Source organism: Paenibacillus sp. PDC88 (genome assembly GCF_900106725.1).
GTDB lineage: Bacteria > Bacillota > Bacilli > Paenibacillales > Paenibacillaceae > Paenibacillus > Paenibacillus shunpengii.
Genome location: NZ_FNNT01000004.1, coordinates 479,108 through 501,733, shown reverse-complemented (window position 1 = coordinate 501,733; position 22,626 = coordinate 479,108). Strand labels below are relative to the sequence as shown.

The window sequence follows — 22,626 nt, the reverse complement described above, 5'->3', positions numbered from 1 at the left end:
TTATGCGAGTACCGCTTCTTCCTGCTGTGTCACCGGATGTTGTACGGAATGGCCAATTTTATAAATGTGAGGCAGCGGATAATCCTTGAACGCATTACGAGTATCCAGTACCGGCACGCCAAGGGATGCAATAACGTCATATTCCAGATTCTTATGGTTCGTAATCAGCACGATGCAGTCGTATGATTTGAACTTCTCTGGATCGTATTTCACGCTGTATACGGTAGAACCATGCTTGTCACGGAATGTGTCTGCATACGGATCGTAGTACTCAACATTCGCTCCTGCTTCCTTGAACAGCTCGTACACTTCAAGTCCAGGTGATTCGCGTAGATCGGCAATATTCGGCTTATAAGCCATACCGAGCAGCAAGATATTTGATTTGCGGACCGACTTGGCATACTCGTTCAAGATCGTCGCTGTCTTGTTCGTTACATAGTAAGGCATATTATCATTTGTATTTTGAGCAAGCTCAATGAATTGACTATAGAATCGGAAGCCCTTCGCTTTCCAGGACAGGTACATCGGATCAAGCGGAATGCAGTGGCCACCGATTCCAGGACCCGGGTAGAATGGCATAAATCCAAACGGCTTCGTTGCAGCCGCATCAATGACTTCCCAAATGTCGATGCCCATGCGGTCACACATCATCGCCATCTCGTTTACAAAAGCAATGTTTACACTGCGGAATGTATTTTCCAGCAGCTTGGACATTTCAGCTACCTTCGGATTGGAGACCGGAACTACGGTTTGTACATATTTGCTGTACAGGGCAACACCCAGCTTCAGACATTCCTCCGTTGTGCCGCCGATCACCTTAGGTGTGTTGAATGTCGTAAACCTTCCGTTGGACGGGTCGACGCGTTCCGGCGAGAAGCACAGGAAGTAGTCCTCACCTACTTTATGACCAATTGCCTCAAGCTCCTGCTCAATCAGCTCTTCGGTTGTACCTGGATAAGTTGTGCTCTCTAGTGTAATCAGCATGCCCTTCTTCATATGCTGCTTAATATTATCTACAACAGTCTCGATATAAGATGTATCCGGATCCTGATTCTCGCTAAGCGGCGTTGGGACACAAATGCTCAGTGCATCGATAACGCGAAGCATGCTGTAGTCTGTTGTTGGTTGAAAGCGTCCGCTTTGCATTACGGTCTTCAGATCCTCGGAAGTAATGTCATGGATGTAGGAATCGCCTTGATAAATTCGTTCCACTTTGGATGGGTCCAAATCAATACCGATAACGGTAAAACCCTGTTTTACCATTTCTACGGCCAGCGGCAGCCCAACATAACCTAATCCTACTACACCAAGCACCGCTTTCTTGTTCTCAATCGCATTCATTAAAGTATGGAATTGCTCTGTCACAGTACTTCACCCTCCAGATGGAATTTATAATCTATATGTTGAATCTGAGTTGCCTAATTAAGAAACTGCATTACTTTGGAAGCAGCGGCGAATGCGCGCATCCAGCTCAACCGGAGAGTACGGCTTGGTAACATAGTCGTCTACTCCTTTTTCGAAGCACTTGCTGATCGTGTCTTCAACCCGCTGATCTGTCAGCACGATGACCTTAGGCTGTATCTGCAGCTCGAGGCTCTGAATCTGATGGATAAACGACAGTCCGCTTACGCCGTACAAATTAAGCTCGGTCAAGATCAAATCCGGGTTAATCTTCTTAGCTAGTTCTATAGCAGAGAGACCGTCGACCGCTTCAAAGGTTTCATAGCCTTGCATAGACAGTCGTATTCTCAAAAACTCGCGTGTCGTCTCGTCATAATCAACGATCAGAATTTTCCCCGGTGCTGTCATCGTCTCATTCTTGGTATACAGCTGAATGTCAGTGCTTTGACTAAGCTTCGCTGACTCTGCCATATTTTTGAGCATATGCCTGCTTGGGCTGCCCATCTCAGGGAAGCCGGCAATCGTCAGCCGCGGATCCGCCTCACCGAGACGCTCCAAGAGCTCCTGCTTGATGAGCAGTGCCTGGTAATGCGTAGCGTTCAGTGTCAAGCCAGGAAGAAACACAGCGATTGTGCTCGTCTTGCTGTCCTTCCATAGCTGAAATTCTGTTTCGCAAGTACGCTCTAGAGCTTCATTCACTTCAGCCTCCGGCTGCTGCTCCATATTCTTGCAATGTACAAACACGACACCACTGGGCCTGCTCCCCATTCCTTTTAGCTGCTCCTCTAGAATGTCGTACACATTCACCGTCATTTGACGCTCAAGCGTGACCGTATTTGCCAAAGTTATTCCTCCCTTTCATCTGTTAATACTGAGATATTCACGCGGCCTCTTCCACTTTCGGCTCTTCCCAGCTCTGTCTTGTCATCGCGCCCCAGGAGTTGTTGTTCTGCATATATTGGATATGCCCTTGTACTCTCCACAGCACGCCAAGCTGGTGATATCCTACGAATTTCAAGGCCGAGAAGGTTAACATTTTTACAAGATCAGCTGGCTTCGGATAACGGCGGAAAGCAATCTCCTCTAGGATCAGCGCAGCTACACTGAGAAGATATCCGCTAAGGAAGTTCAGCAGCCCGAAGATAACAAGTACAGGCCAAGCTGTCATATCCAAGGCTACATAACCCGCTAGAGCAAGCAGCCCCGTAATACGGAAATAAGGATTCAACGCTTCAAAAAATATGTTATAAGGCATCGTCAGCAGACCCATGGTCTTATACTTTGGTCTAAACATCATATTGCCGTTCTCAATCATATTTTTTAAGTTACCGCGGCCCCAGCGCTTGCGCTGGTTGGAAATGATCTTGTACGTGTCAGGTGCTTGAGTCCAGCATACCGCTTCAGGGCAAAAAGCAACCCGATATTTAATCTTGTTCTCCAGCATGTAACGATGCAGCTTAATAATAATGTTCATGTCTTCCCCAGGGTAACCCCCCCGGTATCCGCCGACAGCGATAACCGCCTCTTTGCTGAATAAACCGAAGGCTCCCGATACGATAATGAGTCCGTTTAACTGACTCCAGCCAATCCGTCCTCCAAGAAAAGCTTTTAAATACTCAATCGATTGAAACATCGGCCACATCTTCCTAGGCAGTGACACTTCCTTGACTGCACCGTTCTCGATCTTGCAGCCGTTCGCGATTCTTACATCGCCGCCGATGGCCACAGTCTCTTCCGGATTCTCCAGGTACATGCGGGCCATGCGAATCAGTGCATCCTTCTCCAGCAGGGAATCTGCATCAATGGAAGAAATCAGCGGATAATGCGAGAAGTTAATTCCGGCGTTAAGTGAATCCGCTTTGCCTCCGTTCTCTTTATCAATCAGGTACAGGAACGGATATTCCGGATTGTGATATACCCCGCGGATCGGCTCGACGTTAATGGTGCCGCGGAAGCTTGGATTTTTAATTTCTGTAAGACCAAACTCTTTGACAAGCACCTGAACGGTTCTGTCGCTAGATCCATCGTTGATGACGATAACTTCATAAGTAGGATAATTTAAGGTCATCAAGCATTTTACATTCTCGATAATGGTCAGCTCTTCATTGTAAGCCGGCACCAGCAGCGATACCGGAGGCACCACGTCTGATCCTGCAAGGCTCTTAAAGCTTGAAAACTCGGACCTGCGCCGGATAGACCATATATCCTTGTATGAGAAACAAAGAATACCAAAATACAAGACAGTAACAAACACGACGTAATATATAATGATTGTGCCGTAACCCAACAAAATATCTCTAAGCAGTGAAATCTCCTCCAATCACGCCGGACATCCGGTTTGCATTTGCTTGCGGCGCGGTGCCGAAGTAACGATTGTAGATCAGCCTTTTCTTGTTGAAGGTCATCATCTTCTCGATCTCTTCATGCTCATTCGCCGCTTCTATGGCACGTTCTGCATATTCCAGTGCCGTATCCTTGGCGACTCCAGTTCCCTTCAAGGCTGTCTCGCACAGCGCCTCGAAGCCTTCCTCACCAAGCTGCATCAGGCTGTTCGCACTGTTATGTCTAACGAGCCAGTCCTCATCTCCAAGTGCATTTTTGAGGAGAGGAATGCTGCCGGCTTGATGGCCTGCCCCTAACGTCTTGGCCATTTCGGCTCTGACTTCTGCCACAGGATCTCCCATCCACTCTACGATATTCCGTTCCTTAAGCACGGGATTCGTACTGAGGTACAGCTTAACCGCTTCAGAACGGATATGCAGATCCTTGGAGCCAAACAGCTGTGTTACTGCCGGCATCACTTCCGGAATGGCATGTCCAGACATTGCGACAATACCAACTTTGACGAAATCCGGATCGTCAGATTCCAGTAATTCATATAACAGCTTGCTTGATTCAAGACTTGTCTCCATCAGAATATCTGCGGCCATGCGATGTATAGGCTTGCCTTTACTGAGCAGATAACCCAGCATTTCCTTCAGCTGCGCCGGACGCTCTGCACATCTTGCTGCCGCCCGGGCGTAGATAATAGCGTAGTTGACTTTCTTCTCTTCTTTTAACAGCTCTAGAATCGGCTCTGCCGCTTCGGTGCTTCGCATACCGCCCAGCCGGTAAGCAGCCTGTATAGCCGTACCTGTCCAAGAGCTGTTCAGCAGCTTCAATTGCTCATCTACGAAGCCGGTCTCCCGCGTAAGATCACGCAGCTTGTCTGCATGCTCTCCCTTCAGCTGGTCGATCCATGCAATACACTTGTCCATAATGACTTCCCTCTCAAGCTTGGTAAGCTTGCCAATCGGAAGCCGGATGGGTTCGCTGCCTGTCAGATTAGCTTGAACGTATACGAAGTAATCCTGATGCTTCTTTGCGTACAGTTCTTTTTTTCTAAGCTTTGAATTGTGTGAATTTTTTAACGCGAATAAAATGATGATACCTGCCACAATCAGTCCTGCGCACAGGTACAAGAACGCGTACGCTAGGGCTATGTTTGAAAACATGAGTATGTGTCCTCCTTTATCGTTCCTGCTCCGTAATATCCATGAATGCCTTCTGCATCGAGTAGTAGCTCTCTTTGAGGCGCTCACTGTACTGGACAGCTTCCCACGAATTCCATGTGTATGGAGTCATCGTCGTCAGATCAAGACTCTCCTCTGAGCCTCCCGGCCAGGATACTGCCCCTGTCTCTCTCTCTGTAAGCCAAGGGATAAATCTTATTCCTTCTGTAGTAACGGTCTTGAAGGCACGCTCCTCGCCTACCGGACTGTAATCAATCACCTGATGCGAGCTCGGATCACCAAACCCAAGCAGCATCCACGGAATGCGCAGTTCAATTTCTCGGCCTTCATACTGCCACAATGTAAGTGAATCAAAGTCCTCGGACGCAGGGTCCGAGCTTCCTCTATTCAGCTTACCTATCACTTCATCCATGTAAGGATGAGCAAATTTGGTATCCGGCGGTGACATCATCAGACTGATGGCTAATTTCCATGGCACAAAGGAAGGCGTGTCCGCCGGCTGTTCCTCAAGCATCCAATATCCTTCAGGCCCGTACATCCGTTGATTGAAATCATAGCTTTTCGCGATGTTAACCGCTGATTCCTCATCCTTGCCAACAGTAATGACCGTTTCTAGATCTCCGCCTTCCATCTTTTTGCCAGGCAGCTCCTCAGCAGGCTGATTACCTCCTGCTAATGTGTCTGTTCCAATGCTGAGCTTTGTCTTATCCGGATCAAAAGCCTCATCCAGCGTAATTCCGATATATACGTAAGCTTCATCATGAGTCATCTTCATGCTTTCGATGCCCTCAACCTTTCCCTGCCACTGCTTGACCTCTCCTTCGGCAAGTGAGCTCCAATCGTCGAGGCTTCCATCCATAATCAGCTGATTCTGCTTCCCGGCTTCCATTGCGAGTACGCCAAACATCTTCTCGTTTGTCAGCACGTTCAGCCAGAACGATCTTCGATCTGCAGGAATTTCAAGCGGCATCGTATTCCACGTTTTCTTAAACCATTCATCCTGCCACATGAAGAGGATCGCTCCTGCATATCCTTCGTCATATATGTCCTTGGTAAGGGATACATTGATCTCGCCCTGCTCCTGCTCATTGTGTCCTCCCTGATCCTTTCCGCCTAATCCATAGTGGGATATCCCCAAGGAAGCCGGAACACCGTATTCTGTAATCATTACAGGCATATCGGTATACTCGGATTTAAGCTTTTGCAAGTAGGCTTTGTAGGTGTTGTACTCCCCATTGTCATCCTTAATGGTCTGAAGTGTTTCATCGGTACGGAAGAAATCAGGGTAGTACGGGTACACATGGTATGCTGCAAAATATCCACCCTGCCAATCCAGCGGCTCAATGTGTCTGGCATCCACACTAACCAGATCCTCTTCGAACAGCGGCTCACCTGGATGAGAAAGCACGTCGGTTGTCACCCAGTTCGTAAAGGTCATCGGATGCTCCCAGCCATATTGCTGCTCTTCGCTCGCTACATGATCAAGCAGCTCCGCAAGCCAGTTCTCAAACGGCGTTGCATCCTCTGTACCGGCAAAATAATTCCCGACATAACGAGGATGATCCTTATACTGCTTGTTGGTGTTATCCACCATATGCGGGTCCCACTCGGTGCCTAAGTGCCATGCCATCAAATATTGTCCGGCATTGGCCGTATACTTTCCGCTCGACTCTCCTTGTACTGGAGGGATATCCGCATCACCGTATACTGCTGCAACGGCCTTCTCAATCTCTGACTTGAACTTCTCCTGAATGCCTTCCGCAAATGCATCCTGCTGCTCGATAAGCTGTTCCTCAGGTGACCAAATGCCTTGGATGAAATATAGCGGATGCTCTTTCCCCCTGTTGTATTCAACAAGTGCGGAATAAAATACAGGCTGATGAACGGTATACACACGAATGACGTTTGCACCCATTTCCTCAATCTGTTCGAACCACTTTAAGTAGTCCTCTTTGTCCAGCGGAAATTCCCCCGGATAGTACCCCGGCTTGGTAGAGCCCAGATTAACTCCCTTGACGAACATCTCCTCCCATACGCCCTCTTGGGTGTACTGCAGGAAACGATTGCCTTCCGTCCGGAATTTCATTCTCGTCCCATCTTCAGCAGCATAGGTGAGCTGAGCTGGTTTAAGCAGAAAATAGCCAAGCCCTCCTCCCCCGCCGATTAGCAGGACGCCTGCCAAAATCCATAGGGCAAGACGTTTTCTTTTTCGTTTGCTCATGGCTTTTGTTTCGCTCCATCTCTCTAAAATGTTGATTTCTCCGTATCAAAACATGAATCTCATGCTGATCGTTCAACTGCCTTAAAATTTTTTGCTTACTTTTTAAGATAAGCGCTCGAATGCGTTTCTCTTAAATCCAGCCCGTGACACCTGCACGGTTCATAAATAACTATATCGTCATGGTTTCACTTTTGTAACTAGGCTAATGGAAGGAAAGATGGAGATGGATACTATTGCCCATTTTGCTTGCTGTCTGTCTAAGACCTTGCCTTTTTCTCCTTGTACTTCCCTCTCTACCTGCACCCCAGCCTATGTCCCAGCCTATTTATGAGCCCTGCCCCTTTACTGTCCCCAGTGAAGAATCCTCTGAACGCCTGTGGTTATTACGCCGATCGGCTCCATCTCACTACTGCAAAAGAGTAATTTCAGGAATCGATTTGCGCTGTCCTCCTATAGTTTAACGCATATCCCTACCCAAAGTTACTTATGTTTTTACATTTTTACCCATAGTTATTACAAAATTGATACAATAGTCCGATAAAAAAATAGCGAAAAAGCTTGATATAACAGCATTTTCGATTTTTTTCGTTTTTAGCAAAAAAGGACGTGAGTCCTGTATAGGCCTGAGTGGCATTTAATATTAATTTACATTCCCATTTTTGTATGCCTTTTCATAACTCAAAGGTCTCAAACAACTGACATGATATGTAAAAATCCAAGTCTATTTTCCTAATTCGCTGTTCTTTTTGACAAACTTTTGAACTTTCATACCTTTTCAAAAAAATTCCGGTTGCTGTATGTATATTTCTCCGTTATCCTAATAAAATAAGAACATGTGTTCCGTTTAATCTCAACTCTGCAATAACCGTGACGTTCCTTGATTCAATTTAATCCAAAATGGAGGGGAGGCGTGGCGTTATGGAACGAATGAAACGCGTTATTATGCTGGCAGACTGCCAATCCTTTTATGCAAGCGTGGAGAAATCGGCCCATCCTGAGTATGCAAACCGGCCGCTTGTCGTAGCAGGTGACCCTGCCCGGCGCTCCGGCATTATACTGGCTGCCTGCCCTATTGCAAAGACCTATGGAATTACAACGGCAGAACGCCTGTCCGATGCGCTTGCGAAATGTCCGGATGTTGTGGTGGTTCGGCCCCGGATGTCAGAATATATTCGTGTCTCTCTCCATATTACGGATATTCTCCAGTCCTATACCGATCTCGTTGAGCCCTATAGTATTGATGAGCAGTTCCTTGATGTTACCGGCAGCCTCGGCTTGTTCGGCAGTCCTGAGGACATTGCTCTCCGTATTCAGCAGCAGGTCATGCAGGAAACCGGCGTATATGTAAGACTAGGCATCAGCGATACTAAGGTTGTGAGCAAGATGGCCTGTGATCTTTTTGCCAAAAAAAACAAAAACGGCATCTATGTTCTTCCCAAAGAACAAATTGCAGATACGCTGTGGCCGATGCCCATTCGGGACATGTTTATGGTCGGCTCTCGGATGTCGCGCCATTTTTACAAGATGGGGATTCATACGATCGGCGATTTAGCCCGCACCCCGCTGCCGAGACTCCGTGACCGCTGGGGAGTTAACGGAGAGGTCCTGTGGCGCATTGCAAACGGCGTGGATCAATCGCCCGTCATGCCCAGCACCTTCCACCAGCAGCAAAAAGGGATCGGACATCAAATGACGCTGCCGAGAGACTATACGACCTGGTCAGAAATTCAGGTTGTGCTGCTCGAGCTATGTGAGCTTGTAGCCAGACGTTCCCGGGAGAAAAGTCTTATGGGAAGTGTTGTATCTGTAGGCTGCCGGGGCATCGATTTTGATAAACCGACCGGCTTCTCGCGCCAGATGAAGATTGAAGAGCCTACTCACATTACCGATGAGGTCTATGAAGCAGCCAAAACGCTCTTCCTGCGTCACTGGGATGGTGAGCCTGTACGGCGGATCGGCGTATCACTGACCGACCTTGTACCTGATACAGAGTATCAGCTGACATGGTTTGATGAGCGTGAACAGAAGCGGGAGCTGGAGAAGGCAACTGACGAGATTAAACGAAGATTTGGAGACACCGCTATTATGCGTGCTTCCTCTCTGCAAAAGGCCGGGCAGGCACATGATCGTTCTCGTAAAATTGGAGGTCATTACCGATGAGTAAAAAGTTAGAACGCAATGGATTGTTTGAATCCTCACGTATGATGCTTCCTGAGCACCGGGAGGCCTATGTTACGCATCAGCAAAGACTCGCACCCAAGGCTCGCCCTCAGCTGGATTCTCAAGCAGCTGAAGAAATGTCGCGTTTGCTTGCTGAATCTCTTATGCTGTATACAGAGATAACCCTTGTCCTGTTTGACGAGTGGGAAGATATACTGATGAGCGGCATCGTCGTCAAATTCGATCAGGCTTCACGCTCAATCCGCCTTCAGGATGAAGAAGGTACGCTTCATGACATTCGAATGCGGCATATTATCGAAGTTCGCTCTGGCCGTTAAATGCGTTATACTTTATTCGTAATCCCTTAGTCAGGATGCCTAGTCAGTGGATACCTAAGACCCGTTGACCAGGAGATAGGGACGATGGATAGACAGCGCTGGCTGCTTGATAATAGAGGAGGGCTTCATGAATGTGCGGACGATTTACGCTTGGAATATCACTTGAAGAATTGATGCTCCGCTATATGCTGGAGGAGATTCCGGATTATATTGATTACAGGCCTCATTATAATATTGCGCCGACACAGCAAATTATGGCTGTCATTCATGATGGATCACAGCGACGTGCCGGAACGCTGAGATGGGGACTCGTTCCTCATTGGGCGAAGGACCTCAGCATAGGGAGCCGAATGATTAATGCGCGCAGCGAAACCGTGCTGGATAAGCCTGCATTTCGGGAATCGTTTCTTCGCAAGCGATGCCTTATTCCCGCCGATGGCTTTTACGAGTGGCTGAAAGAGGAGGATGGAACCAAAACTCCTTATCGCATCATCCCCCGGACGGGCTTGTTCAGCTTTGCCGGGCTGTATGATACATGGATGGATCCTGAAGGGCAGCGTGTCAGCACCTGTACGATTCTGACCACAAGCCCAAATACGCTGATGAGCCGTATACATGATCGGATGCCGGTCATTCTCTCTCCTGGCAAGGAACAGCTGTGGCTGGATCGCACCGTGCAGCAGCCAGAAGAGCTCCTTCCGCTTCTACGTCCTTATCCGGAGGAAGAGATGGAGGCTTATCCCGTATCACGTGCCGTGAATCGGGTCGCGAATGACAGTGTTGAATTAACACATCCTTTGGCATAGGACCAGCACTATAGAACCAGGTAATCCATAATAAAACATCGTTCGTTTCGTTATATTCTCAATAAGCAAGGGACCTCGCAGACATCGCGAGGTCCCTTACTTTTAACGAAACATTCCCCACAGCTTGATGAGATGCAGGGTATTATTCGGATCAATTTTTTGATCAATTACGAATTTAACGAGCTTATCTTCATCTGCGGAAGTAAATTTTTCATTCAGAATGGCTGCAGATGATTTGACCAACCGTCTGACTTTCGCACTATTTTGCAAATCGGCCTTGGTCACGCCGTCAATCAGCACTTTAACTTTTTCCTTCATCACCGGGTTCTTCATTTTGGTCTTCACCCGTTCCACCAGCTGTGGACTAATCCCATATTTTTGATAGCTCAACAGAACATCGCACCTCCCCGCCTATATCGTAGTCCTCCACTACTATATGCCGAGGGAGCTCGTCCTCTTGACCTTATTTTTTATGCTAATCCATTACTTCTCCCTGGAAGATCTGCTCCCGCTGTAAATAATCGCGCAGCGGTGCATAGGCTGGCGAAGTCCAGAACGCCTCATTACCAACAAGCGAGGTTGCATCATCTCTGGCCATTTCAAGCACTTCAAAATCACTGACCATATCTGCCAGCTTGAAATCGGGCAGCCCGCTTTGCTTCGTACCGAAAAAGTCACCCGGACCACGAAGATCCAGGTCACGTCTGGACACTTCAAAACCGTCCTCCGTCTCGGTCATGACCTTCATTCGTTCTTGGCCTACCTCCGATTTCGGATCGGCAATCAGAATACAATAGGAGGCATGGGCGCCCCGACCGACCCGCCCACGAAGCTGGTGCAGCTGGGATAAGCCGAAGCGCTCTGCATCCATAATGATCATCAATGTGGCATTCGGAACATCGACGCCAACTTCCACAACCGTCGTGGATACCAGCAGCTGAGTTTCATTTTCATAAAACAGCTTCATCGCTTCGTCTTTCTCGGATGGAGTCATCCGGCCGTGCAGGAGACCAACCCTATATTGAGGAAGCGCCTGCTGCATAGCCACATGCAAATCTATGGCATTCTGAACATCCAGCTTGTCCGATTCCTCAATAAGCGGGCAGATCAGATATGCCTGGCGTCCCAGATCCAGCTCCCGGGTAATAAAGCCGATGACCCGATCCATCATGTCATGCTTGACCCAATACGTCGAGATCGGAATCCGGCCCTTCGGCCGCTCTGAAATGGTAGAGACATCAATATCCCCAAACGCCGTAATAGCCAGCGTTCGCGGAATCGGGGTTGCCGTCATGGTCAGCACATCGGGGTTATAGCCTTTACGTCTGAGAACACTTCGCTGATTGACACCAAACCGGTGCTGCTCATCTGTAACGACAAGTCCGATATTTCTGAAGTACACATCCTCCTGAATCAAGGCATGGGTGCCGACGACAACATCAATCATTCCCATTTGCAGTCCAGACAGAATTTCTTTTCGCTTCTTCCCTGGTGTACTACCTGTCAGCAGAGCAACCTCGATCCCAAATGGAGTGAACAGCTTCTCCAGGGAGCGCATATGCTGCTCAGCCAAAATTTCAGTCGGCACCATCAAGGCGCCCTGGAATCCGGAACGGACAGCGGCATACAGTGCAATAGCAGCAATGACAGTTTTGCCTGAACCCACATCCCCTTGAAGCAGCCGGTTCATACAGTGAGGGGAGCGCATATCCTGCAAAATTTCAAGCTCTACCCTCTTCTGGGCATCTGTCAGCTCAAAAGGCAGGCTGCGCACAAACTCGCGGATCGTTGCATTGGAAGCGGTATGTACGACTCCGTCCGTTTTCCCACGATTGATGGCCCGAAAAGCCTGCATCTTTAACTGAAACAAAAAAAGCTCCTCAAACACCATACGGCGACGAGCTTCTTGTCCCAGCTGAGGATCACCTGGCTGATGAATCAGGGCAATCGCCTTTTTCCGGGGCATCAGCTTGTACTTCCTCAGCAGTTCCTCCGGAAGCAGTTCAGGCACGATCTCTCCATACTGAAGCAGCGCCTGGTTAATCGTCTTGCGCATCCAGTTCTGCGTAATCTTTCCCCCCACAGAATAGACAGGCTGAACGGAGCCCGAGCGCACGGCCCCCTTATCAGGGAATTCTGACTCCGATACCGTCATTTGCATCCGCTTTTGATCCCATTTGCCGGTAAGCGTAATCTCCCGGTTCGGCGTCAGCTGGTCCTTCAAGAAATGCCGGTTAAACCAAGTCGCCGTAAACATAAAATCCTCTGCCATCATTCTGCAGGTCAATCTTGATTTCTTACCATATCGTTGAAGTACAGGCACACCCATAATTTTGGCCTGAACCGTCACCCGGTCCCCGTCCTTCACCTCAGTCAGTGATTTGAGACGGTAATCCTCATAACGAAAAGGAAAATATTCAAGCAAATCCTTGATCGTATAAATGCCAAAGGCGTGAAGCTCTCCTTCCTTAAGAGCACTCACGCCGCTGACCTGCTTCACCGATGTTTCTTCTAACAACATAAAGCATCCCTCATATCTTAAGCCGGCCACACAAAGATCGCGATAGTCCCGAAACCGACATGACTTCCAATGACCGCGCCGATGTTCGGATACACCACCTCGTTCAGCTCAAACCGTGTCTTCATCAGCTCCACGAAGGTTTCTGCCGATGACGGATTGGCGGTATGACCGACAGCTATATTGATTCGTTTCCCGGCAAAATCACTCTCGAACATTTGGACGATGCGTTCCATTGCCTTCTTCTGCCCTCTTACCTTCTCAACGGCATAAATCACGCCTTCTTCATCAATAGAGAGGACAGGCTTAATGTTCAGCAGTGTACCAAGAATCGCAGAGGCTTTGCCAATACGTCCGCCTTTTTGCAAATATTCCAGTGTATCGACTAGAAAATAGAGCTTGCGTTCCTTATGAAGCGTAAGGACCGCTTCCGTTATCTCCGCCGCGTTCTTCCCTTCAGAGGCAAGCCGGGCAGCATGCACCACAAGCAGTCCGTATCCATAGCTGGCCGACTTCGAGTCAATGACGGTAATATCCGCTTCACTCTCGTCTTCAAGCATGGATTTGCCAAGCACAGCGGACTGGTACGTACCGCTCATTCCTGAAGATAAATGTATAGAAACGATCTGACAGCCCGGATGGGCCTCATTCAGTTCCTTGTAAACATTCATAAATTCGATCGGAGATGGCTGAGAGGTCGTTGGCAGAGCTTTAACTTCCCCAAGCTTCTCATAGAACTTGGATGCACTCAGCTCAATTCCGTCGAGATAGGACTCCTGTTCACTAAACACGACACGCAGGGGTACGATCTTAATTCCGTACTGATCCACCACCTGATCTGGAATATCAGCAGTACTATCCGTCACAATAAATACTTTGCTCATGAAGCGCTGGCCTCCTTATCTAATTTCAGGCTTCTACAGCGAACAGATAAGAGTAGACAGGCTGTCCTCCCTGATGCACTTCCACTTCCGCATTAGGATATTCAGCAGCAAGCCATGATGCGAGGCGTTCCGTTTCCGTCTCTTTCGCTTCTTCACCTGCAAGGATTGTGATAACTTCATCACCGCTTACAATCATCTTACGAAGCAGTTGCTCGCATGTATCCAGAAGTCCTTCTTCGGTAGCCACAATCTTGGAGTCATGAATCCCGATGAAATGGCCAGCTGTAATCTCAAGATCATCAAATGTAGTATCTCTCACTGCATAAGTCACTTGTCCCGAACGGACATGTGCAATGGCTTCAAGCATATTCGCCTCGTTTACTTCTGCACTTTCATCCTCCTGGAACGCGAATGCAGCTGAAATCCCTTGCGGAATGGTCTTGCTCGGAACAACCGTTATCTCACGCTCGCCTTCCAGCAGATCTCGGGCCTGCTTGGCCGCCAGCACAATGTTCGAGTTGTTGGGAAGAATAAAGATGTGCTTCGCATCAATGGAATGAATCGCCTTGACGAAATCCTCTGTACTCGGATTCATCGTTTGTCCACCGGACAATACAATATCTATCCCGAGACTCTTGAACACTTCAGATATTCCCTCACCGGATGCAACCGAGATAAAACCAAATGGGGCAAGCTCATCCGCTGGAGGAATCGACGGCTCAGGTGCTGCCTCTTGTTCAGGCGGAATATCTGCAAACAATTCAGGTGCTGGCGCGATATCCATTCCGGCAGTCAGCAGATCACGATGCTGCTCACGCATGTTCAGAATATGGATCTGGGTAATCTCGCCATAGCGGAGTGCCAGATTCAGCACGTCCCCAGGCGCTTTGGAATGGACATGAACCTTAATCACTTCATCATCAGAAATAATAATGATCGAGTCTCCATTTACTGACAGCGCTTTCCTAAAATCTTCCTCATCAAAATTTGTTCCGCCTGCATCTCCAAGCTGCCGATTGATAAAAAATTCCATATCATACAAGAATTCAATATCCTCTGTCTCAAGTCTTGCTTGTGCCGAAATCGGCATTTCAGGGGAAATCCGAGTCTTCGGTGCAGCAGGCGGCATGACAGGCGCTGGAGCCGCTTCCTTCACTGGTGTAGTAACGGTTTTCCCCTCTGTGTTCAGCAGGTACTCCATAAAACCTTCATAAATATATACAAGACCTTTACCACCTGAATCGACAACGCCAACCTGCTTCAGCACAGGCAGCATCTCAGGGGTCAAGGCAAGAGTTTCGTTTGCTTTCTTGAGCACTTCGCTCATGAGTTCCGTAATGTCATTGGTCCGTCTCGCATAATAACCGGCATGCTTCGCAGCTTCCTTTGCTACAGTAAGAATCGTGCCTTCTACGGGTTTAACTACTGCCTTGTAAGCTGTATCCACACCGCTTTGCAGAGCAGCAGCAAACTGAAGAGTATTCAGCTCCTCATATGGGGCAGCGTAACGGCTAAAGCCCCGGAACAACTGCGATAGAATAACGCCGGAGTTTCCGCGTGCGCCCATAAGCAGGCCTTTCGATAAAATACCTGCACAGCTGCCAATGGAGCTTGCGCTGTTTCTTTTTAATTCGGCCACACCGGCACTCATCGTCAAATTCATATTCGTTCCTGTATCACCGTCTGGGACAGGAAATACATTAAGGGAATTGACGTGTTCAGCATGCTTCTGCAATTGATCCGCTCCGGCCAACACCATTGCGTTAAAATCTGTTCCATTTAAAGAACGTTTACTCAAGTGAGAATTCCCCTTCCTAGCATGATGATAAGTACACTACCAGTACTAAAAACTAAGCATGCACTTAACATCCGTTGTTCCCGTCATCAGACGGGCAGCGGCTTTCTTCCGCAGTATTATGGACTATACATCATTGTACTATAATCAAGTATAGAAATAAATAAAGTTTTTGTTTTTATTGACTAAGCTTTTTCCTATATGATATTATATTTGAGTATTGTTTTATGCAGGTATATTGGATTGATTACAACCATTGACCTTGCGGATAACGGTTACTTTCAGAATAGGAGGTGTAATCTATGTCTCGCAAATGTTATGTGACAGGTAAGAAACCTGGTAGCGGTAACCACGTGTCTCACGCTAACAACCGTAACCGCCGTTCCTGGGGCGTAAACGTTCAAAAAGTCCGCATTCTGGTGGACGGTAAACCAAAACGCGTTTATGTTAGCACTCGTGCTCTGAAAGCCGGTAAAGTTACTCGCGTATAGTTGATTTTGAATACAAAGCAAAAAGCACCTTGCCATTATATGACATAGGTGCTTTTTTCATACCCGTATGTTCGCCTGCGATCCTTCAACTGCAGCCTTTTTTACGTTACTAGACGCTATGGAAACCCCTTTTTGAACCTGTTAGCTTTTCTGGAACGTGTTAAGGATCGCTTTTACAAAACCCCCCAAAAACTTTGGAAGCTTAAATGTGTAAAATTTCATAGTTCACCCTCCCATCATCCTCATGCGCTCCACCTTTTATCGTGCCAGAAGCCTTTCCTTCTACTCCGCTTATCCCTAACTGCAACGATGCAAACGAAAAAAAGGCTACATGAGAATCGCGCTCATGTAACCATGTTTATGCAGCATGTGTTCAGCCTATACCACTGAGACTAACTTAATCCTTCTGGAGGATTGGTCATAAAAATATAAGCAGATAAAATGAAGATAAAAAGGATGAAATAAAGCACAGTGAATATGATAAATGATATTCTCACTGACTTTTTATCAAACTTTTTAAAGAACCATATAACAAGGATAATACCGAGTAAGGATACTACTGCATTAATTGGAGAGGGCAGCAGTGTGAATGAGCCCAGCAGTATTCCTGTAACCATACTGGCAAGCGAAGTCCATAGCGCTTCTTTAAGTGTCATTGGTTCGTTATCCCCCAATACTATGCCGGATTTCTCTAATGGCCTCTGCACGGTCTGTACGGCCAAATACCGCGCTGCCCGCAACGAGGACGTCAGCACCTGCATCCACGACTAAAGGCGCTGTCTCCTTCGTAATGCCTCCATCTACTTCAATATGAACGTTTGAACGGCCCAATTCGTTAAGCTCATTCCGGATTTGTCTGATCTTCTGGATCGTTCTCGGAATGAAGGCTTGTCCCCCAAAGCCGGGATTGACTGTCATCACAAGAACCATATCGACATCTCCGAGCACTTCGCTGATCGCGCTGGCAGGAGTTCCTGGATTAATAGCTACCCCAGCCAGGATGCCGTGCTCTTTGATCAAATGAATGACTCTGTGCAGATGGACACAAGCCTCGGCATGAACTGTAATCATTCCTGCGCCTGCCTTTACGAAGTCGGCTATGTAGTTCTCAGGATTCTCAATCATCAAGTGGACATCCAGCAGCAAGCTGGTATGCGGCTTGAGGGACTGTACGATGGGTGCTCCCAGCGTAATGTTCGGAACGAAATGCCCATCCATGACATCAACATGGATCCAATCTGCGCCGGAAGCCTCTGCTTCGGCTACTTCTGCGCCCAGACGGGCGAAATCTGAGGACAGGATAGATGGTGCGATTAATACTGACATGTTTAGTACCTCCGTTTCTTATCTTTCATTTCCTCCAAGAACTGCACATAGTGTGTGTATCTGCTCTCGGCAATGTCGCCTTCTTCCTTGGCTCTGATCACTTGACAGCCTGGCTCATGCGTATGGGTACAGCCGCGAAATTTGCAGCCGCCGGCATATTCACGAAATTCTCTGAAGCAATCGCTCAGCTCCTCTACGCCAATCTCCAGAAAATCCAGTTGACTGAAGCCTGGTGTATCTGAAACAAACCCGCCATTATCCAGTGGAATGAGCTCTACGTGCCGGGTTGTATGCTTACCTCTGCCCAGCTTCATGCTTATAATACCTGTTTCAAGCTCCAGCCCTGGAAGCAGTGCATTCAGAAGCGAGGACTTGCCCACACCTGATTGACCTGAGAAGACGCTGATCTCTCCAGCCAGCCGCTGCTTCAAGCGATCCATTCCTGTGCCTTGACGAGAGCTGGTAATGATGACTTCATACCCTATAGACTCGTACAGACGGACAAGCTGCGCATAACGATCATCAGACTCGTCAGCAAGGTCCATTTTTGTAAGGCAGATCACTGCTTGAAGACCCGCCTGTTCAATATGAACCAGGAACTTGTCCAGCAGCTGGACATTCATATCCGGTTCCTTGAGCGAGAATACCAATACGGCGAGATGCGCATTGGCCACAGGAGGGCGGATCAGCTCGGTATCTCTCGGCAGAATTTCTTCAACCGTTCCTTCCCCGTTTTCGGTAAGCGTATATTTTACATAGTCACCTACAAGAGGAGTAATCCCTCTTTTCTTGAAAACACCTCTAGCTCTGCATTGAACAGCAGATACATCCTTATCCGGTGTTCCGCGATCTGGAGCAGGCTTAACGTAATAATATCCGCTTAGCGCTTTGATAATAACTCCCTCCAGCATAATTCACCGCCCTTTTAGGTTTGAAAAAAATTGAATTCTGATTCTTAATGAAGAACAGGCGCCCCTAAGGCGCCTAGAATGAGGAATGCAGCTGAATTTCAGTAGCCAGATCACTCTTCACCGTCTTCATCTTCATTCTGATTGTCTCCACGGCCATTGCCGTTATTGCCGTTGTTATCGTTGTTTCCATTGCCTTCTTCATTACCATTACCATTATTGCCATTATTACCTTCATTGCTCTCGTTACCCGGATCCTCTGGGTTCGGCTCTTCATCCGGACCCGCCCCTTCTTCACCATCTCCCGAATGGTTGTCAGGAGTAACAGCTGGTCCAATCTCCGGTGTGGTAACCGTTCCGTTCTTCGCATCAAAATATCTCACTTCAAATGTATCCATCAGCTGTCCATCACGATAAACGGATACGACTCCATCCTTGTTCGGAGCCAGAACGAGCGGTACGGTCAGCGTTTCTGTCTTCTTGATCGTCTCCGTACCATGCTCTTGGTTCTCTCCTCTGGCATCGGTGAAGGTGATACGGATCTTGCTGTTCTTGCCTTCTTCATGAGGAGCTACCGAAATATGATAATTGTACTCGATCGTCTCTGGTGAATACCCCGTGCTTACAAAGATCGTAATTTCTTCACCCGGAACAACTGCAGCCCCAGCATCATAAGGCCATTGCTGGGTAACCCTGCCTTTCTCCACTTCAAAGCTTGGCTCTTCTTTAACCGGTGCAACAGTCAGTTTATTCTTTCGAATCAACTCTTCTGCCTCTGCGCGAGTTTTATTGATCAGATCAGGCATTTCGACCATTTCCTGGCCTTTACTTACCCTCAGGGTGATGGTATCTACCTCCGGGTCAAAAGGCTGGCCTTCGGTAACCGATTGTCCAATCACTTCATTAACGGACTCTTCACTGAATTCCTCCGTTTTCTTGATTCGATCTTCACTCATGCCAAGTGCCAGCAATTCCTGAACTGCATCTTCATAATTTCGACCTGTAAGCCCCGGCATGGTTTCCTTCGGCTTCTCCACACTTACAGTAAGGTCAATTAGCGAACCTTTCTTCACGACAGCTCCTTCAGGCCTGCTCTGCTCGTAGACAATTCCCGGATCGACACCTTCTTTATATTCCTGGAGAACCTGATTAACCTCAATCCCTTGCTGAGCAAGCAAGGCTCTGGCTTCTTCCTCGGTCTTATCAATAACGCTCGGCACGGTTACTTCAGGCACAACAAGCGCACTCTCGACATACCAGACAACACCGGCTAGTGCAATCAGGATGAACAGTGTCAACGAGACCCAAAACGCTGCCCGCTTCTTGGATTTTTTCTTCTTGGATTTACCGTCTGTTACTGCTTCGTCTGGAGCCATTTCAGGTGCATCCGTATAGGATGGCCCGCGTGATTCCGGCTTGATCGCAGGAATGATACGGGTCTGATCTGTATCGAACTCATCATCGAATACAAGCTTCTCCTCATTCAGGCGATCCGGCAGCAAACAGGTCTCCAGATCGGTCAACATTTCCAGCGCTGACTGATAACGCTCATTCGGATTTTTACGCATTGATTTAAGAATAATATTCTCAACACTCTGTGGAATCAGCGGATTAACCGCACTCGGCTCCTCGAATTCCTCCTGCAGATGCTTCAGCGCTACACTGATCGGGCTCTCTCCAAGAAACGGAAGCTGTCCGGTCAGCATTTGATAGATAACAATACCAAGTGAGTACAAGTCGGATTTCTCACCTGTTACAACCCCCTTGGCGTGCTCGGGAGAAAAATAATGCACTGAGCCGACGACTGAGCCGGTCTGCGTAATCGTCGTCGAGGTCACGGCACGAGCGATTCCGAAATCTGTAACTTTGACCCTTCCATTTTTGCCTATCAGAATATTATGCGGCTTGATATCGCGGTGAATAATTTGATTATGATGGGCATGATCCAGTGCATCCGCAATCTGTGCAGCAATTCTGACAGCTTCATCGACTTGAAGCGGTGCACGTTCTTTTATAATTTCATTCAGATTCTGACCTTCGATATACTCCATCACGATGTAATGGATGTCTTCTTCCTGACCTACATCATAGATACTAACTACATTCGGATGAGACAAGGATGCAGCCGATTGGGCTTCTCGTCTAAACCGACGAATAAACTCGTCATCATGAACGAATTGCTGACGAAGCACCTTGATAGCAACATTACGTCCGAGCAAAATATCGTGCGCTTTGTATACCAGGGCCATTCCGCCTCCGCCGACGCGCTCAATCACTTCATAACGTCCGCTCAGCTGATGTCCGATCATGATTCAACCCCCTCTTCAACAACACTTAAAGGGCCCGCTGGCATTTCAAATAAAGCAACCGTAATATTATCGTCCCCTCCGGCCAGGAGTGCGAGCTGCAGCAGCCTGTCTGCCCGTTCAGACAAAGGCAGATCCGATTGCCCGATCACGGTTGCCATCTGCACACTGCTGACCAGGTTGCTTAAGCCATCACTGCAGAGCATAATTACATCCCCGGCTTCCAGAATGACAGGGTACAGATCCACAGACACATCCTCATCCGTTCCAAGCGCTCGGGTAACGACATTTTTGAGCGGATGTACATGCGTCTCTTCTTCACTGATCTGACCATTCTTGTACAGCTCATTAACTAATGTATGATCATCTGTCAATTGAACGACCTTATCGCCTGTTATCTTGTAAGCACGGCTGTCGCCAATATGGCCAATAATGCCGGAAGCATTACTCATAAGGAGCGCAACGACGGTTGTCCCCATGTTGTGCAGCTTCTCATCCCCAGCCGCTGTACGATAGATGACTTCATTCGCGTGCAGAATGGCATCGCTCAGCGCAGCACTCAGCGATGCCTCTGACAAACCGGGCTCAAGCACCGAGAGGTCATCGGATACCGTTTCTACAGCCAGTCTGCTTGCTGTATCCCCGGCAAGATGTCCGCCCATACCGTCTGCGACAATACCTAATATATATCCCTGATCCAGATGCCTTATCCAGGCGGAATCTTCATTTACCGAACGAACTCGTCCTACGTGACTCACATGCACTGTATTCATCACAGTCATATCCTCACCTCAAGCTTCCTTGTGCTTCTCCATATGCTTCGCACGCAGCTGACCACAAGCGGCTGCGATATCATGACCCTGCTCTCTGCGGATTGTTACATTAACTCCATGATCAGCGAGGATACGCTGGAACTGGAATATATCCTTGCGAGCCGTTCTGATATATTTACGCTCCGGCACATAGTTTACCGGGATCAGATTGACATGGCACAGCATGTCCTTCAGAACACCCGCAAGCTCTTCGGCATGCTCCGGCTGATCGTTAACGCCGCCGATCAAGGCATATTCGAATGTAATGCGTCGTCCTGTTTTGCCTTGGTAATAACGAAGGGACTCCATTACATCATCAAATGGGAACCGGCGGTTAACAGGCATCAGCTTCGAACGCAGCTTATCATTCGGTGCATGGATGGAGATAGCCAGGTTAATCTGGGTGTCCTCATCAGCAAATTTATAAATATTTGGAACAATACCGCTGGTCGACACTGTGATATGACGCTGACCAATATTCAGACCTTTCTCGTGAATCATCGTTCTAAGGAACTTCATCGTCTCATCGTAGTTCTCAAATGGCTCACCCGTACCCATAATGACGATACTGCTCACACGTTCATTGCGTTCATCCAGTATTTGCTGGGAGCGCACGACTTGAGCAATAATCTCACCAGCAGTCAGGTTCCGCTTCAAACCGCCCAGTGTAGAGGCGCAAAAAGTACAGCCGACTCTGCAGCCGACCTGTGTCGTCACACATACACTGTTGCCATAGTTATGCTTCATAATGACCGTCTCAATTGCGTGGTCATCATGCAGTCCGAACAGAAACTTTACTGTGCCGTCCTTGGACTCAAACTTCGTAATTTCCGAAAGCGTCACGAATTGAAACTGATCATCTAGCTTCTCGCGTAAAGCTTTCGAGAGATTTGTCATTTCTGAAAAATCATTCACTCTCTTTACATAAACCCAATCGTAGATTTGAGCAGCACGAAACTTCGGCTCCCCATTCTCGACTGCCCACTGCTCTAACTCTTCGAGCGTGTAATCATATATAAAAGGCTTTGTCATTTCATTCACACCTGTTCTTTCCAATTGATCTATAGACATATTATTTCTCATTCTACCCATTTTAGCACATAATTCAGTATTCATCTATGCAGGTCTTTATGCCGGCAACTGCAAAA

The 22,626-nt window shown here is 47.9% G+C and carries 20 protein-coding genes; 4 read left to right on the top strand and 16 right to left on the bottom strand.

Translation table 11 applies throughout. The annotated features are described in order from the left end of the window. The 5 genes from BLW49_RS15685 to BLW49_RS15665 are packed head-to-tail and all read right to left on the bottom strand — an operon-like array spanning position 1 to position 7,134. Positions 1-1,365, bottom strand: coding sequence for a nucleotide sugar dehydrogenase (locus tag BLW49_RS15685; RefSeq protein ID WP_047910975.1), 1,365 nt, complete (start codon positions 1,363-1,365; stop codon positions 1-3). A 57-nt stretch (positions 1,366-1,422) separates the two neighbouring features. Continuing rightward, the gene (locus tag BLW49_RS15680; protein ID WP_047910974.1) at positions 1,423-2,244 is read right to left on the bottom strand and encodes a response regulator; all 822 of its coding nucleotides are present in this window, start codon (positions 2,242-2,244) and stop codon (positions 1,423-1,425) included. A 37-nt stretch (positions 2,245-2,281) separates the two neighbouring features. Then, positions 2,282-3,667, bottom strand: a complete 1,386-nt coding sequence (locus BLW49_RS15675; protein ID WP_047911233.1) for a glycosyltransferase family 2 protein — start codon at positions 3,665-3,667, stop codon at positions 2,282-2,284. A gap of 31 nt (positions 3,668-3,698) precedes the next feature. Further along, complete coding sequence (locus tag BLW49_RS15670; RefSeq protein ID WP_047910973.1) at positions 3,699-4,895, bottom strand: HEAT repeat domain-containing protein; 1,197 nt, start codon at positions 4,893-4,895, stop codon at positions 3,699-3,701. Positions 4,896-4,911: 16 nt separating this feature from the next. Further along, entirely contained in the window at positions 4,912-7,134 is a 2,223-nt protein-coding gene (locus tag BLW49_RS15665) for a hypothetical protein (protein WP_090725457.1), read from the bottom strand. A gap of 918 nt (positions 7,135-8,052) precedes the next feature. Here BLW49_RS15665 and BLW49_RS15660 point away from each other — a divergent pair. From BLW49_RS15660 to BLW49_RS15650, 3 genes are all read left to right on the top strand, one after another. Next, positions 8,053-9,294, top strand: a complete 1,242-nt coding sequence (locus tag BLW49_RS15660; protein ID WP_090725456.1) for a DNA polymerase IV — start codon at positions 8,053-8,055, stop codon at positions 9,292-9,294. Beyond that, positions 9,291-9,632, top strand: coding sequence for a YolD-like family protein (locus BLW49_RS15655; RefSeq protein ID WP_047910971.1), 342 nt, complete (start codon positions 9,291-9,293; stop codon positions 9,630-9,632). Before BLW49_RS15660 ends, BLW49_RS15655 begins: the two co-directional genes overlap by 4 nt. Positions 9,633-9,763: 131 nt before the next feature. Further along, positions 9,764-10,438: an SOS response-associated peptidase gene (locus BLW49_RS15650; RefSeq protein WP_047910970.1), complete on the top strand. Its 675-nt coding sequence runs from the start codon at positions 9,764-9,766 to the stop codon at positions 10,436-10,438. 102 nt (positions 10,439-10,540) lie between these two features. Here the strand turns inward: BLW49_RS15650 and BLW49_RS15645 are convergent, their stop codons facing one another. From BLW49_RS15645 to BLW49_RS15630, 4 genes are all read right to left on the bottom strand, one after another. Beyond that, on the bottom strand, positions 10,541-10,828 hold the full coding sequence (locus tag BLW49_RS15645; protein WP_047910969.1) for a stage VI sporulation protein F: 288 nt from the start codon (positions 10,826-10,828) through the stop codon (positions 10,541-10,543). 85 nt (positions 10,829-10,913) lie between these two features. Next, a complete protein-coding gene (gene recG / locus BLW49_RS15640) occupies positions 10,914-12,959 on the bottom strand; it encodes an ATP-dependent DNA helicase RecG (RefSeq protein WP_047910968.1) in 2,046 nt (681 codons plus the stop codon). 17 nt (positions 12,960-12,976) lie between these two features. Then, entirely contained in the window at positions 12,977-13,840 is an 864-nt protein-coding gene (locus BLW49_RS15635; protein WP_090725454.1) for a DegV family protein, read from the bottom strand. A gap of 25 nt (positions 13,841-13,865) precedes the next feature. Continuing rightward, positions 13,866-15,638, bottom strand: a complete 1,773-nt coding sequence (locus BLW49_RS15630; RefSeq protein ID WP_076313150.1) for a DAK2 domain-containing protein — start codon at positions 15,636-15,638, stop codon at positions 13,866-13,868. A gap of 299 nt (positions 15,639-15,937) precedes the next feature. On the opposite strand from BLW49_RS15630, the gene rpmB reads away from it, so the two are divergent. Beyond that, entirely contained in the window at positions 15,938-16,126 is a 189-nt protein-coding gene (rpmB, locus tag BLW49_RS15625) for a 50S ribosomal protein L28 (protein ID WP_047910965.1), read from the top strand. A gap of 141 nt (positions 16,127-16,267) precedes the next feature. Here rpmB and spoVM read toward each other — a convergent pair whose 3' ends face one another. The 7 genes from spoVM to rlmN form a co-directional block, all read right to left on the bottom strand. After that, positions 16,268-16,348 carry a stage V sporulation protein SpoVM gene (gene spoVM / locus BLW49_RS15620; RefSeq protein WP_006675261.1) on the bottom strand — a complete coding sequence of 27 codons (81 nt, stop codon included), beginning with the start codon at positions 16,346-16,348 and terminating at the stop codon, positions 16,268-16,270. Positions 16,349-16,518: 170 nt separating this feature from the next. Continuing rightward, positions 16,519-16,782: a hypothetical protein gene (locus tag BLW49_RS15615; RefSeq protein ID WP_047910964.1), complete on the bottom strand. Its 264-nt coding sequence runs from the start codon at positions 16,780-16,782 to the stop codon at positions 16,519-16,521. Between the two features lie 7 nt (positions 16,783-16,789). Beyond that, positions 16,790-17,452, bottom strand: coding sequence for a ribulose-phosphate 3-epimerase (gene rpe, locus BLW49_RS15610; protein ID WP_047910963.1), 663 nt, complete (start codon positions 17,450-17,452; stop codon positions 16,790-16,792). Between the two features lie 2 nt (positions 17,453-17,454). After that, positions 17,455-18,363, bottom strand: coding sequence for a ribosome small subunit-dependent GTPase A (gene rsgA / locus BLW49_RS15605; RefSeq protein WP_076313151.1), 909 nt, complete (start codon positions 18,361-18,363; stop codon positions 17,455-17,457). A gap of 110 nt (positions 18,364-18,473) precedes the next feature. Further along, a complete protein-coding gene (gene pknB, locus BLW49_RS15600; protein ID WP_076313152.1) occupies positions 18,474-20,669 on the bottom strand; it encodes a Stk1 family PASTA domain-containing Ser/Thr kinase in 2,196 nt (731 codons plus the stop codon). Continuing rightward, positions 20,666-21,442 (bottom strand): Stp1/IreP family PP2C-type Ser/Thr phosphatase, encoded by a 777-nt coding sequence (locus BLW49_RS15595; RefSeq protein WP_047911231.1) that lies wholly within the window; start codon positions 21,440-21,442, stop codon positions 20,666-20,668. Before BLW49_RS15595 ends, pknB begins: the two co-directional genes overlap by 4 nt. Before the next feature lie 15 nt (positions 21,443-21,457). After that, positions 21,458-22,510, bottom strand: coding sequence for a dual-specificity RNA methyltransferase RlmN (gene rlmN, locus BLW49_RS15590; RefSeq protein WP_047911230.1), 1,053 nt, complete (start codon positions 22,508-22,510; stop codon positions 21,458-21,460). Positions 22,511-22,626: the final 116 nt, after the last annotated feature.